This window comes from Paenibacillus sp. FSL R7-0179 (assembly GCF_038002265.1).
Taxonomy (GTDB): Bacteria; Bacillota; Bacilli; order Paenibacillales; family Paenibacillaceae; genus Paenibacillus_AQ.
Genome location: NZ_JBBOCC010000002.1, coordinates 1,234,148 through 1,248,294, shown reverse-complemented (window position 1 = coordinate 1,248,294; position 14,147 = coordinate 1,234,148). Strand labels below are relative to the sequence as shown.

Here is a 14,147-nt window from a genome sequence, read left to right as displayed (position 1 = left end):
CATGGGAGGTGGTCATCCTTGTCCCAGCCGTCCGGTCCATACACTTTTGTCGTCTCCAAAGAAGACTGGTCCCTTCATCGCAAAGGCCATCAGGATCAGGAGCGTCACCAGCAAAAGGTCAGAGAAGCCATCAAGGGCAATCTGCCCGATCTGGTTACTGAAGAGAACATTATTTTGTCAGGCGGCAAGCAGATTGTGAAGGTGCCGATCCGCAGTCTGGATGAATACCGGATTATCTATAATTTCCGCAAGCAAAAGCATGTCGGCCAGGGAGACGGGGAGAGCCAGGTGGGTGATGTCCTCGGACGCGATTCCCAGTCGGCCCAGCCGGGCAAAGGGGATAAAGCGGGCGACCAGCCGGGAGCAGATACCGTTGAAGCCGAGGTCGATCTGGAGGATCTCGAGGATATTCTTTTCCAGGACATGGAGCTGCCCCATCTGAAGCCGAAGGATAAGGAAGAGATTGAGGTCAAATCGATTGTCTTCAATGACATCCGCAAAAAAGGCATGATGTCGAACATCGACAAGAAACGAACGTTACTTGAGAATCTGCGGCGCAATGCCAGCAGCGGCCACCCTGGAATACACAGCATCAGCCCAGATGATCTGCGTTACAAAACCTGGGATGACATCGCAGTTCCTCACTCGAATGCCGTGATTATTGCCATGATGGACACTTCCGGCTCGATGGGCACTTTTGAAAAATACTGCGCCCGCAGCTTCTTCTTCTGGATGACCCGCTTCCTGCGCCGCCAGTATGAGAAGGTGGATATTGTGTTCCTGGCCCATCATACGGAAGCCAAGGAGGTCAGCGAGCATGACTTCTTCACCCGTGGCGAGAGCGGGGGGACAATCTGCTCCTCGGCATACCAGAAAGCCCTGGAGATTATCGACAGCCGCTATCCGCCAGCCAAATACAACATCTATCCCTTCCATTTCTCGGATGGCGACAATCTGACCTCCGACAATGAGCGCTGTGTCAAGCTGATCGGCGAGCTGCTGAAGCGCAGCAATATGTTCGGCTACGGCGAGGTGAACCAGTACAACCGCAGCAGCACCCTGATGTCCGCCTACCGTCACCTGAAGCAGGAGCAGTTCATGCATTATGTGATTAAGGATAAGAAGGAAGTGTATCAGGCGCTGAAGGCTTTTTTCGGCAAAAAGGTTACTGAAGCTTAAGCAGCCTCACTTCAGGTCTGTCAATCGAGCAATGAACAGTTGAGCAGTTAAGCCATAACGGCTATGCGCATTCTTGCGCTGTGAGTTCCCGCCCCGCCCTGCCGCTTCTTGCGGTGTGCGGGGTTTTTGTGCGGTTTTTTTTGTGCTGGCTTGGAACTTGCGCCGCATAAGCCTGTTGACTATTGTATCGGCAGCCGATATACTAAATGTATCGATTGACGATATAACGACAGATGTTATAACGTCAGATGCTATAACGCCGAAGGATACAAAGGAATGCAAATGAAATTCCCGGTCTGTGTGGAATGAGACTCAAAGATTCGCGATAAGGAAGGTGATGGCATTGTCCGGCAACAATGAATACGGGGCGCTGACCGAAGGCGTCTATTATATCCTCTTGTCTCTGCTCACCCCGATGCACGGCTACGGCATTATGCAGAATGTGAAGCTGCTGAGCAATCAGCGCGTGGAACTGGGGGCAGGCACGTTATACGGGGCGTTAAGCACGCTGGTGGAACGGGGCTGGATCCAGCTGCTGGCCGGCGGAGAGGATTCCCGCAAGAAGGAATACCAGATTACGGAACTTGGCAAATCGATAGCCCAGAGTGAAATGACAAGGCTTGATGAGCTGCTCACAAATGGAAGAAAGCTACTGGGAGGCGAAGCGTAATGAGTCAGGTGGTACGCAAATTTTTCATGGATTTCGAGAAGGAAGAAGCATGGCTGAATGAAATGTCGGCCAAGGGATGGGCACTGGTGGAGCATTCTTGGGCCCGTTATGTGTTTGAGGAGAGCACCAAGGGGGAGTATATTTACCGGATTGAGCTGCTGGAGAAGGACCCTAAGGAGGCGGCCGGCTACTTGCAATTCATGGAGGAGACCGGAGCCGAGTGTGTGCCATTCGGGATCCCCTCCAAGGCCAATCGTGTATTCATGAACCAACGCTGGGTATTCTTCAGAAGGAAGGCCTCGGAAGGCCCCTTTCAGATCTATACCGATGCAGATTCCAAAATCAAACACTATCAGCGAATCTACAAAGTCTATCTGTCCCTCGCGTTCATGGAGCTGATTATGGGCTCCTTAAATATCATGCTGCTTATGCTAAATTCTTCCTCTATCATCTACAAAATCAACCTCTACGTAGGAGTGTCTGTGGTGATTCTGGGCCTGTTCTTCGTGTGGCTCAGCCTGCCGGTCCGCCGCAAGATCGCGCGGCTGCAGCAGGAGAAGCTGATTCGGGAGTGAGGGTTTACTTGATAACCTCTCTACCAAGCGTAACTCCTCCATTTGAATCAATATACCATCTATCCTTATTTTTAACTACAGAGGTAAGTGAGTAGAAACGCTCCTTGAACTTCGATGGGTCGTTGTTAGCTTGAAGTGTATAGATAGAATAGACAACTGCTTTCTTTGCCGAAAATGAGACAATGACTACCTGTTCTTGCGTATATTCTATATCCAATTTTCGATTCGACCATTCCCGGAGCTCTCTGATCTCCTGTTCGTAGTCAGCAGTCTTGTTGGCAGGGTCCTGCAGCGCCAGTTCCGCCTCCACATCTTTGTCATTTATAGCTTTACTATAAGCAGCGAGCAACTCGCGAATGGCCATTTGATCTGCGGCAGGAACGCTTACCTCTTTATTAATCAATGAAGTATAGTTTAGATAGTCTGTATCACTGATTTCTATAGTATGTATCTTCCAACTGGCATCAGGCTTATGTTCCATTTCCAAGTTTACATGCTCAACCCGGTCCAGGAGCTCAGTGTTTGTCTTACGAAAGGAGACATCAGCAAGCAATACGGTATACTCTCCCCACGATTTCATTTCAAGCTTGTCGATCGACTGAAAGCCAGCCTGAGTCTGATAATGGGCTTTAATTAGTGCCTGTATTTTTTTCAGGTCCGCCTTTTTAGGCTTGCCTTGCAGATCCTCGTATACTTTAACTATTTTGTTCGTCTTATCATAGTCGGCATTGATATAGTTAGTCTCCTCGAACAGAGAGAGCGCAACCAGGGCATCCGCACCCGAACCAATAACCATCGGAATGTTCGAATTATGGGTGTACAGAGAACCGTTTACGAATGTTTTTTTCGTTTTGAGGTCAACTTTAAAAGAAGCATCCTCTGAGGTAGCTGTAATTTGCTTGCTGTCAGCATCATACTTGAACTTAAAGCCCAAAGCCTGCACCACACTACGGAATTCTACATACACACTTCCTCCTTGAATCACCGAAGCCGCACGCGGATGAATTTCCTTATTTTGCACATATACACGGATTCCCTTTGCAGTTTGGGTTGCTGTTGCTGCGGATACTGCATTAGAAGTCATAGCAACGCCTAACAAAGTAATCAGCAGGATTAACAGCACATTAGCCATATGTATTCTTTTCTTCAATTCCCTTATTCTCCTTCGAACGATAAATTTTATTTCTACAATTTATATTCGGTCTGCTCCATGTATTTCCTTTATCTCTCAGCTAGTACAGAACAAAAACACCCCAGGGATACAGAGCCTCAATAGCCACAGCAGCTAACAAGTGGAATAGCGCTGCTTATTTCTTCAACTTCTTACGATTACAGGTAAACAAGTGGAAAAACAGCATCTGCTAGGGCCGATTTTGCTCCGAGTGGGCGCTATGCAAACATTTAAGTGTTGTTTTTCCAACTCTTGCCGGAGTATCGTCGATCCGTTCGTTAACAAGTGCCCAGAATCCAACTATTCCCCCAATTGCGGCAAGGAGAATGGGTTTTCGCATACATTCGGCCCAACCGCCTACCCTGAGTAAATTGTGTTCGGTTTTTCGCATACATTCGGCCCAACCGCCTACCCTGAGTAAATTGTGTTCGGTTTAATACGAAAATAAAAGTACCGGAAAATGCGCAGCAGAACGGGTTTTGACAAAAAAAGACCCACCGCCCCAAAAAAACGTTTCGTTTTTTTTGAAAAAGGGAAGACTATTGGATAGGATTTAATTGCACGCTATATCCTAACTGCTGGATATAGTTCACGTACCTATCTAACGTGTTTTTCTTGGACGTCTCATCGCCTAGTGAGACGTCTATTTCTTGGTATGACCTCTTCTCCCGCATCAGGGCATGGAGGATTCGAATCAGCAAATGCGCGGTGGCGACGTTTGCTTTTTTATCGCCTCTTCTCTTACGTATTCGTCGAAAAAATTGGCCGATCCGGTTCGAGGAGCGAGAGTTCGCCCAAGCCGCCTGACACAAGGCCCCTTTCAGATGCTTGTTCCCTTGCATCGTTTTTGACTTTCTTCGCTTTCCCGCGCTTTCGTTGTTCCCTGGACACACCCCCGCCCATGATGCAAACTGCGCATCACTCGGGAACATTTCCGCGACATGCGGCCCCACTTCGGCAAAGATGGTCACGGCAGACGTCCGCTCAATTCCTGGAATGGAGTCAATTTGTTCAATCACCTCCAGGTACGGTTCTGCCTTCGCCTCGATTCGAGCTTCCAGCTCCGTGATCCTTTTCTCCAAATAGACCAAGTGGTCCCAGTGGTCTCGAATCATCTCGCGGTGATGACGGCGCAACTTGCCATTGAGCGCGTCTAGCAACTGCGGAACTTTCTTTTTCAAACGGGTTTTGACCAGGTTTTTAACGGTCCCTTCGTCGATGACCTCGCCGTCCATGATCTTCTGGAGCAGGCCCCGTCCCGAAACCCCATATAGATCGGACATAAAGGTGGTTAGCTTAATGTTGGCATCCTGCAGGATTTTGTGAATGCGGTTTTTCTCCGCCGTCACCGCCTGCACCATCTTACTCCGGTAACGGGTCAAGTCTCGCAAATCCCGGATGTCTTGTTCGGGCACCATACTGCCTTCAATGAGCCCGCAACGGTGCAATTGCGCTAACCAGCGCGCATCTTGCATGTCACTTTTTCGACCCGGCGTATTCTTTACCCGCTGGGCGTTGGCCAAGACCAGATCACAACTGCCCTCTAAGATGTTCCATACCGGTTTCCATAACACGCCCGTACTCTCCATCACCACCTCCCGACAGCCTTGTTCACTCAGCCAATCTTGCAGGCCTAGCAATTCTTTGGTTGTCGTCCCAAAGGTTTTCAGGTGACATTGGGGTTTCTGTTCGATCGGTCCTTTCAACACGCAGGCCACAACGGTTTCCTGGTGCACGTCCAGACCGGCGCAACACATACGTACAGCATCCATTCCAATCATCCTCCATCGTCAGCTTACAAATCATGCGCTCGAGTGAGTGTAATTTAATACACGTACTTTTGGGGGCTACAATAGGCGATGCTCGAAAAGCGCAATAGAACAGTTTTTCGCACGGGGTGTATCCCAGTAACCGTTTCCGCCCTTTGATTTGTATATGTAGTGTTGACGACTACAGCCTCTTTTAGAATGGATGCGACGGATGCCACCCACTTATTTTCATTCCTGGGGGTGACAAGGTCTCTGTCTTGTCATGCCTGTTTTTCGCATACATTCAGCCCAAGCACCTACTTGAGCAAATTGTGTTCGGTTTTTCGCATACATCCAGCCCAAGCGCCTACCCTGAGTAAATTGTGTTCGGTTTTTCGCATACATCACCCGGACCAGCGCGCTTACCCCCACCTCCCCCTATGCCAAAAATAAAGAGCCATCCCAAGCAGCCATTTCATGGCTTTTGGGACAGCCCTTATTCCAATAAATATTCGCTCCACCTAAGCTTATCTCTGCTCCGCTTACTGCACCTTCTCGCGGTCCTTGCCCTTGTCGGATTCCCCGGCATTCTTGTTCGCGGCCTCGCGGTCCTGCATCATTTCGTCTATCGTCTTCACCTTCAAGCGGGCCGCGCCCTCGTTGCCGGCTCTTGTCGGGATCAGATCACCGGAAGCAAGGCGTTCCTTTGCTGCCGCAATGGCTGCGCTGTATTGCGGCAGCCACTGTTCTCCAGCTACCAGCATCTCGTCAACCATCTGCCAGATCTCCTTCGGATTGCAGACGGCACCGACCAGCGGGTCCATCATGAACGCCTGGCGCAGCAGCTTGTCGTCCCCATGCACAGCCGCTTCCACCGCCAGGCGCTGCACGGAGATGCTGACGTTGCAGACTGCTGCCAGACCGAGCGGCAGGTCGCCGACCAGCGGCATCGAGATGCCGTTACGGTCCACGTAGCCGGGCGCTTCAATAATAGCATCAGCCGGCAGATTGGAAATCACGCCGTTGTTCACCATATTAAAATGTCCCCGGTAAACGCGTCCTGTCTCCAGTCCTTCAATAATGAACGAGCCGTGCTCCTCGCCCCGCTTCTCCGGGATGTACTCCATCGCCGGGTCCTTCATCCAGTTCGGAAAGTCTGTCTCAAACCAGTTGCGGCCTTCGGTACAGATCCGCAGGTATCCGCCTGTCTCGCCGTTAATCCATACCCCCATATCGATCCAGTCCATAATCTCCTCGGGGCGCTTGCGGTACCACGGAACGTATTCGCTCAGGTGTCCGTTCGACTCTGTACTGTAATAGCCGAAGCGGCGGAGCATATCAATCCGCACCTTCTCCGTACGGCTGTAATCCGGATGCTTCTCGAACGCCTCCAGTAGGCCTGCTGTCAGATCCTTGCCTTCATGCTTCGCGGAGATATACCAAGTCTGGTGATTGATGCCCGCGCAGATAATATCCACCTGCGACTTCTCCAGGCCGTATACCTGGGCGATCTGCTGATGTCCATGCTGGACGCCATGGCAGAGTCCGATCGTCCGCACACCGCCGTATTTATTGCAGGCCCAGGTCAGCATAGCCATCGGATTCGAGTAGTTCAGCAGCAGTACATCCGGCGCAGCCATCTCACGGATATCACGGCAGATCTCCAGCATCTCTGCGATCCCGCGCTGCCCGTACATAATCCCGCCTGCGCACAGCGTATCTCCTACACACTGATCGACGCCATACTTCAGCGGAATATCCACATCGGTAGCGAAGGCCTCCAGGCCCCCCACACGAATAGTACAAAATACGTACTTGGCCCCCCTGAGCGCTTCCCTGCGGTCCGTAGTGGAAGAGATGATGATATCCAGACCATTCTCCTTAATATCCCGCTGGCACAGCTCGGTGACCATGTCCAGGTTATGGCTGTTTATATCCATGAACGAAACTTCGATATTACGGAATTCCGGCACAGTCAGCAGGTCGCGCAGCAGTCCGCGGGTGAAACCGATACTGCCTGCCCCGATAAAGGTTACTTTAAAAGACATAATAATCATCCTCCGGCAATGAATTATTGACTCCTGTCCATTGTAGCAAGGAGGCTGCCGGAAGCGTAACCAATATCATGACCATTTTGCCGGTAACCTGTCAACAATCCTAACCTTATGTGCAGAATAACAAGCCCGAAACGAACAGGCAGCTATTCTTCACTCCAATAATGGCGTTCGATAGAGTTGCGGTATTCGATAGGAGTACAGCCTGAATATTTCTTGAATAGCAGATGAAAATACTGCCTGCTGCTGATCCCCACATAGTCGGCAATCTCCGCTACCGGAATCTCGCCCTGTCCCAGGAGCATCCGGGCCTTCTCCATACGCAGCTGGTTCAGGTAGTCCGTCAGGGTCTGCCCTGTATGCGTCCGGAAGATGCGGTGCAGATAGCCCGGATGAACATTCACGGAGAGCGCAACCTCCTTAACCTGAATGCTCCGGTCATAATTCTGATGCAGGAACTCGATGGCACGCCTCACGTAAGTCTGTGAGGACTGCTGGCTGGACGGTAGCGACTCCATGCGCAGCCTGGCGAGCCGCAGCAGAAGCTCTACGAAGAGCAGATTCACCATACTGCTCCCCCTCCGCCCGCGTTGATCCAGCTCCAGCACCAGCGCTTTTAGCACATGGAAAACCTCCTCCTGACCTTGCAACACCAGGCTGTCGAACGGATGCCGCAGCAGCTCTGCGAGCACCTCCTCCTCCCGGGCCAAGCTGCCAATGGAAGGAACTACGCCCCCATATTCGGTAAAAGCAAATTCCACATTCAGCATCCGGCACGAGGAGCCCTCGTTCACGATAAGCCGGTGCGGCACCTCCGCATCCAGCAGAATCATCTCTCCCCGCTTCAGACGGAAGGGTGTGTCGCCGCCCGCTTCATCCCGCACCTCCACGACACAGCTGCCAGAGATAAGATACATGATCTCCGTGGAGTTGTGATGATGGTAAGCCATCGTATAATTGCTCCATTGCTTGTAGTAGTAAGCCAGAAAGTGCGGGCTGTAATCCCGCTCCAGCAATCCCTGTTCAAATAGACTCCCGTTCATCTCCGCCACACCGCCCGCCGCCCCTCTGCCATTATCAATAGCACAAGTGTATCGCTTGATCGCAGGCAGGACAAGCAGCGGGGTCAACCCTCCGGCCCGGATGCCTCCTCCCAACACATTGTAATCGGTTTTCCGATTACATTCCGCCCACGTCCCCCTCGCCAGCCGATTGTAATCGGTTTTCCGATTACATTCCGACCACACACCCCTCGCCAGTCGAATGTAATCGGTTTTCCGATTACATTCCGACCACACACCCCTCGCCAGTCGAATGTAATCGGTTTTCCGATTACATTCCGACCACACACCCCTCGCCAGCCGATTGTAATCGGTTTTCCGATTACATTCCGACCACATGCCCAGGTTCTCCGGCGCAAAAAAAGAGCAGAAGGCCAACGCCCTCTGCTCCTGTTCATCATCGTCAGTGAATCTTTGTTAATATTCCATTCACCAGACTATACACCCCGCCGCCCTCTATCTCTTCGGGCTGTCCATTCAGCAGGTAGATGCCGGTCTCTTCGTCAATGCCGTAATTCGGCAGCTCGCCGAGGGTACGGACCGCTGTCCGTAAATGTTCTTCCTCATCCCACTGGGTGAAATGAACGGATAGCAGCAGTTCAGGAATCAGATTGAGGCCCTTGCGGTGTTTGAATTGTCTGCTTTCATTGTCCTTGGCGGAAATTACACAGCGCTCCGGGCTAATCAAGGCTCCTGCCGAGAATCCCGCAACCGGTATTCCCGACTCATAACGCTGCCGGATCACCTCACCGATAGCGGTATCCACAATGAGATCAGCATACAGATCCGTATCCCCGCCCCCGATGACGATCCCGCCGCAAGTCTGGAGGCTCTCTATAGCAGTCTTCACCTCAGTGGACTTCAGCGGCAAATAACAGAATTCAGCTATACCCGCGTCCGCCAGCGGCTGCATGCAAGCAGCCATATAGTCCGGCCAGTCTACCCCTTCTTCAAATAACACAGCGACAGGCTCTGCGGCTGCTGCCATCGTGCTTACGAACCTCCGTGCCAGTCCACGGGTAAACGGCGGACCGCCGCCGTTCAGAAATAAATGCTTGTCCATGACATCACCTTCAGTATTCAAGATATCCTGCATCTAACCTCATCCATCTTATAGAAAAGCGCAGGCTCCCGCAATACGCTTCCTCACCCGTTCACCTTAATCCCATTATCCCTGAAAAGAAATCATCGACTGCTTCAGCTGCTCTGCCAGCTCCTCCAGCCTGTGTGACAGGGCGACCAGCTCCCTGCTGACCGTAAATTGCTGTGAGGACATAGACGCTACCTCTTCCGTAGAGGCGCTGGTCTGCTGCACTACCGAGATCACACTCGCCATGGATTGTCCCAACTGCTGCTGGTATTCGGCCAGCTCGGAGACTGCCGCCGAGGATTGGTTCAGAACTCCGCTGAACACCTCCATCTCGGCCCTTACACTCCCGAAGATGAGTGAGGATTCCCGGACCAAGGCCAGCTGGCTGTCAAACATCGGCGCAGCCTCATTCACAACCTTGACCGTATTCTCGATATGGCCGCTGATCTCCCCGGTAATCCGGGAGACGGAGGCAATCGACTCGCTCGATTGTTTGGCCAGCCCTCTGATCTCATTGGCAATAACAATGAAGCCTCTTCCGGCAGCACCGGCGCGCACGGCTTCAATCGATGCGTTCAGCGCCAGAATATTCGTCTGCTTATTCATCGCAATCATCGGGGAGAGGATGCTGCGGATCAGCACCGTGCTATCCCGCAGCATGGCTGAATTCTCCTGAATCAGATCCATCAGCTTCAGCACCCCCTCACTCTGCGCTACCAGCTTCTTCATCCGCTCCGCTCCCTGGCCGCTGACCTCCATAACCTTCCCTGCGGATGCTGCCATAACTGCATTGTTCTCTGCTACTTCGCTAGTCTTGCCGCCCATCAGCTCTACCTTGGCATTGCTGCTCTCGGCCTCGGCTGCCAGACTGGCGGCTCCCCCGGCGATTTCGCCGGTAGCAGTTGCGACCTCACTGGCCTGGCCGCTAATCGCACCGGATGCGGCAACGAGCTGCTCCGAGGTCGCTAATACCTCTGCAGCCGAGCTGCTGCTCTGCCCGGCCAGCCGGGAGATCTGCTCCATCATCCGGTTGAAGCTGTAGCCCAGCCGCCCGATCTCATCCTGGCCCTTGAAGCTGGTCCGTACCTGCAGATTGCCCCGCTCGCCCTCTTCCATCAGTCGGGCCAGCTTGCCGAGCGGACGGCCGATCAGCCGCACCAAGACATAGCCGATGACCAGACCAATTAGAGCGGCAGCCAAGACTACCAGCAAGGTAATATAGAGCAGCCGGTCGGCCGATCGGGTGAAATCACTCACCGGAGCGTACCCCATCAGCGTCCAGTCCGCCGTACTCAGCGGCTGGTAGACTACAAGCTGCGGGCTTCCTTGCTCATCCCCGGCCGTGAAGGACCGCTTCCCGTCCTCCCCCTGGCGTGCTCCGGCCGGCTCTTGTCCCTCACTCTCCCGTTTCCCGGTCAGATCCGGCTCCTCACTCTTCCCCGCCGCAGGCAGCTTCTGCCCCTCCTTCTTCTGCACTCCGGTCTGTGCTCCGGCCTTCAACTCTCCGGTATGTATGTAAGAAGCCTGCCCGAGCAGTGCATCGTCAGCACTGTAGGTAACCCGGCCCGAAGAATCAAGGATGCGGATCTCCCCACCCAGCCCGATATGCAGATTGGACAGCACATCCGTCAGCGCCTGGCCCTTCACCTCAATCAGCATGTAGTACTCTGCCGCCGGATTCTGAATATTCCGCAGCAGACGGCCCATCGTCATAGCGGACTGGCTGTAGGCATCGAAGAAGCCTTTAGCCCGGACGGGGAACCAGACGGGATTGCCTTTAGCGTTATCGATCTCCTTCATCCGTGCAAGGATGCCCTCATCACTGCGCACACCGCTAATCCCCGTCGATTTGTAGGATTCGGCGTCCACCATGCTTCTTGCGACCAGCCGGACACCCAGCAGCCGCTCATCCGATCCTCTCACGGAGTCCAGCTTGCGGCGTATCCGGTCCTCTGCGGCCGCCCGCGCAACCGTACCGGCGGTTGGAAGATTAACCGTCTCCATGTCAGCCTTTAGCGCCGGATCTACAGCGAATTGCCTGGAGAGCGCTTCATATTCAGCGAACAGGAAATCCAGCTTGTCCGCCGCCTGGACAATGGACTGTGAGGAGGCAGCTGCCACCTCATCGGTAATGATCCCTTTTGCCGCATAATAGGAGGTTAAGCCCAGGACTGAGGACAACAGGACAATAGTACAGAACAGAATTACGAATAACTTGACGCCAACCGAGCTGAAATTAATGAATCGCCGCTGCCGCATTACATTCTCCCCTTATCATCCAGATCACGATTTCTCCACAAAAGAAAGGTGCAGCCCCTCAGAACTGCTTCAAGGCCGCACCCGTTATTCGTACATACATTGTTTAATTACTATTTCCTATCCCTTGCTTGCTCCCGCAGTCAGCCCGTCAACCAGCAGGCGCTGCAGGAAGCCGAACAGAATCATAATCGGTACAGAGATCAACACGGCACCCGCCGCAAACAGCGTGAAGTTGGAATTCTGCATCGTATTGACCATATCCCACATCCCCACGGCAACCGTCCAGTTCTCCTTGGTCCGCAGAATCAGCTTGGCGAAGATGAAATCCACCCACGGGCCGACAAACAGGGTCAGCGCTATATAGGTGATCATTGGACGGGACAACGGCAGGATAATCCGGGTGAAAATCCCGAAGTTGCTCGCCCCGTCAATCCGTGCGGCTTCATCCAGCGAACGCGGAATCGTGTCCAGGAAGCCCTTGGCAATCAGCGTTCCACCAAGCGGCGCTCCGGCCGCATAGACGATAATCAGCGCCAGATGGGTATCCAGCAGATTGAACTCCTTCAGCAGCAGATAGATGGCAATCATGCTCATGAAGCCAGGGAACATCCCGAGAATCAGCAGTGTGGACATGGTAGTCTTACGGCTTTTGAACCGGAACCGGGATAAGGCATAGCTGGTCAACAGCGTCAGCACGACCCCGATCAGCATCGAGAACACCGCAATCTTAAGCGTATTCCCATACCAGGTTCCAAACATATAGACCGGTGAGGTGAACAGCTCCTTATAGTGGGCGAGAGTGAATGTCTCAGGAATCAGCGTCTTGCTGTACAGGGATTTACCCGGACGGAACGATGCAAGCAGAATCCAGAGTGCCGGATAGATTGCAGCGACCGCCAGGGCAACGAGAACAATATAGCTTAAGCAGAGGCGAATAAAGTTCGCAGCTTTGCGTCCGATAATCATTGAATCATATCCTCCTCTTGGAACGATTTGGTCCGGCGGTAATTGTACAGGGAGAACCCGGCAACAATGATGAACAAGATGATGCCGATTGCAGACGCCATATTATTCTTGTTCTGATCCAGCGTCAGCTTATACAGCCAGGTAACGAGCAGATCCGTCGAACCGGCGTACTGGTAGTTCCCGTTCACCGGGTTCCCTCCCGTCAGCAGGAAGATCGCATTGAAGTTGTTGATATTCCCGGCGAACTGCATAATCAGCGTAGGTGCGGTGGAGAACAGAATCATCGGCAGGGTGACGATCCGGAATTTCTGATAATTGGTCGCACCATCCACCTCAGCCGCCTCATACATATCGCGGGGAATTGTAGTCAGCACCCCCATAATTAGCAGCATGGATACCGGAATTCCCACCCACATGTTCACGACAATAACTGTAACCTTGGCCCAGAATGGATCAGTCAGCCAAGGCAGACCCCCTAGTCCGAAGTAACCGAGGTACTGGTTGATCGGGCCGAACTGTCCGTTGAACAGGTTGCGCATCAAGAGAAGCGAGATCATCTGCGGAATGGCGTAAGGAATGATCAGGAGCATTCTCCACATGCCTTTGAAGCGTATACCTTTTTGGCTGATCAGCAGGGCAACCAGCATCCCGCCGAAATAAGTAGTTACAGTCGAAAGAACCGCCCAAATTATCGTCCAGGTAAGTACACCATAAAAGGTATGGCTCCATGATTTCAGCACCAGCAGATTGCGGAAGGTCTCGAATCCAACCCAGTCTACAAGCTTGGCCGGAGGAATGTGGTTCGGTGCAGCATAGTTGGTAAACGCCAGCATGATCATAAAGATGATCGGCATAATGGTGAAGAACAGAATTCCAAGCCCCGGGAGCAGCAGGAAGCTCTGGGCGAATTTATAATCCAGAATATAACGTACAGATTGAGTAAATGTATGCGATGGACGGCCGTTTTCGCGTTCTGCTCCGATTTTATAGGCATCCCTAATATTCATATACCAGACGATCAGGAATAACACAAAGAACAGCAGGGTAATCAGACTTTCAATCAGAATAACGATGGAATGGTCTCCGGGGACCATTTTGGCAATCCCTTTAACCTTCTCCAGCCGGCTTGGCGATTCTCCGAGTGTGGTGATCCCCCAGAAGGCTCTTCCCAAATTGTTAATGAAATAGATAAGTGCCACAGCTTCTACCGCTATGAACATAAGGCCTTTGATGAATTGGCGGTTGTATATTTGCCCGAGCCCCATAAAAATGGCCGACAGTATTCCAGCTCTCGCTTTGTGTCGCTGCATTTCCCTTCCGTTCTCCTCTCCGTGCGGAATTCAAGGAAACTGCCCGCCGCAGACTATGCGGCGG

The 14,147-nt window shown here is 52.5% G+C and carries 11 protein-coding genes; 3 read left to right on the top strand and 8 right to left on the bottom strand.

The features are described 5' to 3' along the window. The first annotated feature begins 18 nt into the window (after positions 1-18). From yhbH to MKX63_RS21850, 3 genes are all read left to right on the top strand, one after another. Complete coding sequence (yhbH, locus tag MKX63_RS21860; protein ID WP_341020020.1) at positions 19-1,179, top strand: sporulation protein YhbH; 1,161 nt, start codon at positions 19-21, stop codon at positions 1,177-1,179. 337 nt (positions 1,180-1,516) lie between these two features. Further along, positions 1,517-1,849 carry a PadR family transcriptional regulator gene (locus tag MKX63_RS21855; protein ID WP_341023187.1) on the top strand — a complete coding sequence of 111 codons (333 nt, stop codon included), beginning with the start codon at positions 1,517-1,519 and terminating at the stop codon, positions 1,847-1,849. After that, a complete protein-coding gene (locus MKX63_RS21850) occupies positions 1,849-2,424 on the top strand; it encodes a DUF2812 domain-containing protein (protein ID WP_341020019.1) in 576 nt (191 codons plus the stop codon). Before MKX63_RS21855 ends, MKX63_RS21850 begins: the two co-directional genes overlap by 1 nt. Before the next feature lie 4 nt (positions 2,425-2,428). Here MKX63_RS21850 and MKX63_RS21845 read toward each other — a convergent pair whose 3' ends face one another. The 8 genes from MKX63_RS21845 to MKX63_RS21810 form a co-directional block, all read right to left on the bottom strand. Further along, entirely contained in the window at positions 2,429-3,574 is a 1,146-nt protein-coding gene (locus MKX63_RS21845) for a stalk domain-containing protein (RefSeq protein ID WP_341020017.1), read from the bottom strand. A 560-nt stretch (positions 3,575-4,134) separates the two neighbouring features. Continuing rightward, entirely contained in the window at positions 4,135-5,352 is a 1,218-nt protein-coding gene (locus tag MKX63_RS21840; protein ID WP_341018523.1) for an IS110 family transposase, read from the bottom strand. Positions 5,353-5,885: 533 nt separating this feature from the next. Beyond that, positions 5,886-7,391 carry an alpha-glucosidase/alpha-galactosidase gene (locus tag MKX63_RS21835; RefSeq protein ID WP_341020015.1) on the bottom strand — a complete coding sequence of 502 codons (1,506 nt, stop codon included), beginning with the start codon at positions 7,389-7,391 and terminating at the stop codon, positions 5,886-5,888. 152 nt (positions 7,392-7,543) lie between these two features. Continuing rightward, positions 7,544-8,440 (bottom strand): AraC family transcriptional regulator, encoded by an 897-nt coding sequence (locus tag MKX63_RS21830; protein WP_341023185.1) that lies wholly within the window; start codon positions 8,438-8,440, stop codon positions 7,544-7,546. A gap of 421 nt (positions 8,441-8,861) precedes the next feature. Further along, positions 8,862-9,521, bottom strand: coding sequence for a Type 1 glutamine amidotransferase-like domain-containing protein (locus tag MKX63_RS21825; protein ID WP_341020013.1), 660 nt, complete (start codon positions 9,519-9,521; stop codon positions 8,862-8,864). Between the two features lie 105 nt (positions 9,522-9,626). Beyond that, a complete protein-coding gene (locus MKX63_RS21820; protein ID WP_341020012.1) occupies positions 9,627-11,807 on the bottom strand; it encodes a methyl-accepting chemotaxis protein in 2,181 nt (726 codons plus the stop codon). A gap of 117 nt (positions 11,808-11,924) precedes the next feature. Then, complete coding sequence (locus MKX63_RS21815; RefSeq protein WP_341020010.1) at positions 11,925-12,773, bottom strand: sugar ABC transporter permease; 849 nt, start codon at positions 12,771-12,773, stop codon at positions 11,925-11,927. Beyond that, positions 12,770-14,083: a sugar ABC transporter permease gene (locus MKX63_RS21810; RefSeq protein WP_341020009.1), complete on the bottom strand. Its 1,314-nt coding sequence runs from the start codon at positions 14,081-14,083 to the stop codon at positions 12,770-12,772. The genes MKX63_RS21815 and MKX63_RS21810 overlap by 4 nt, the downstream gene beginning before the upstream one ends. Positions 14,084-14,147 lie beyond the last annotated feature (64 nt).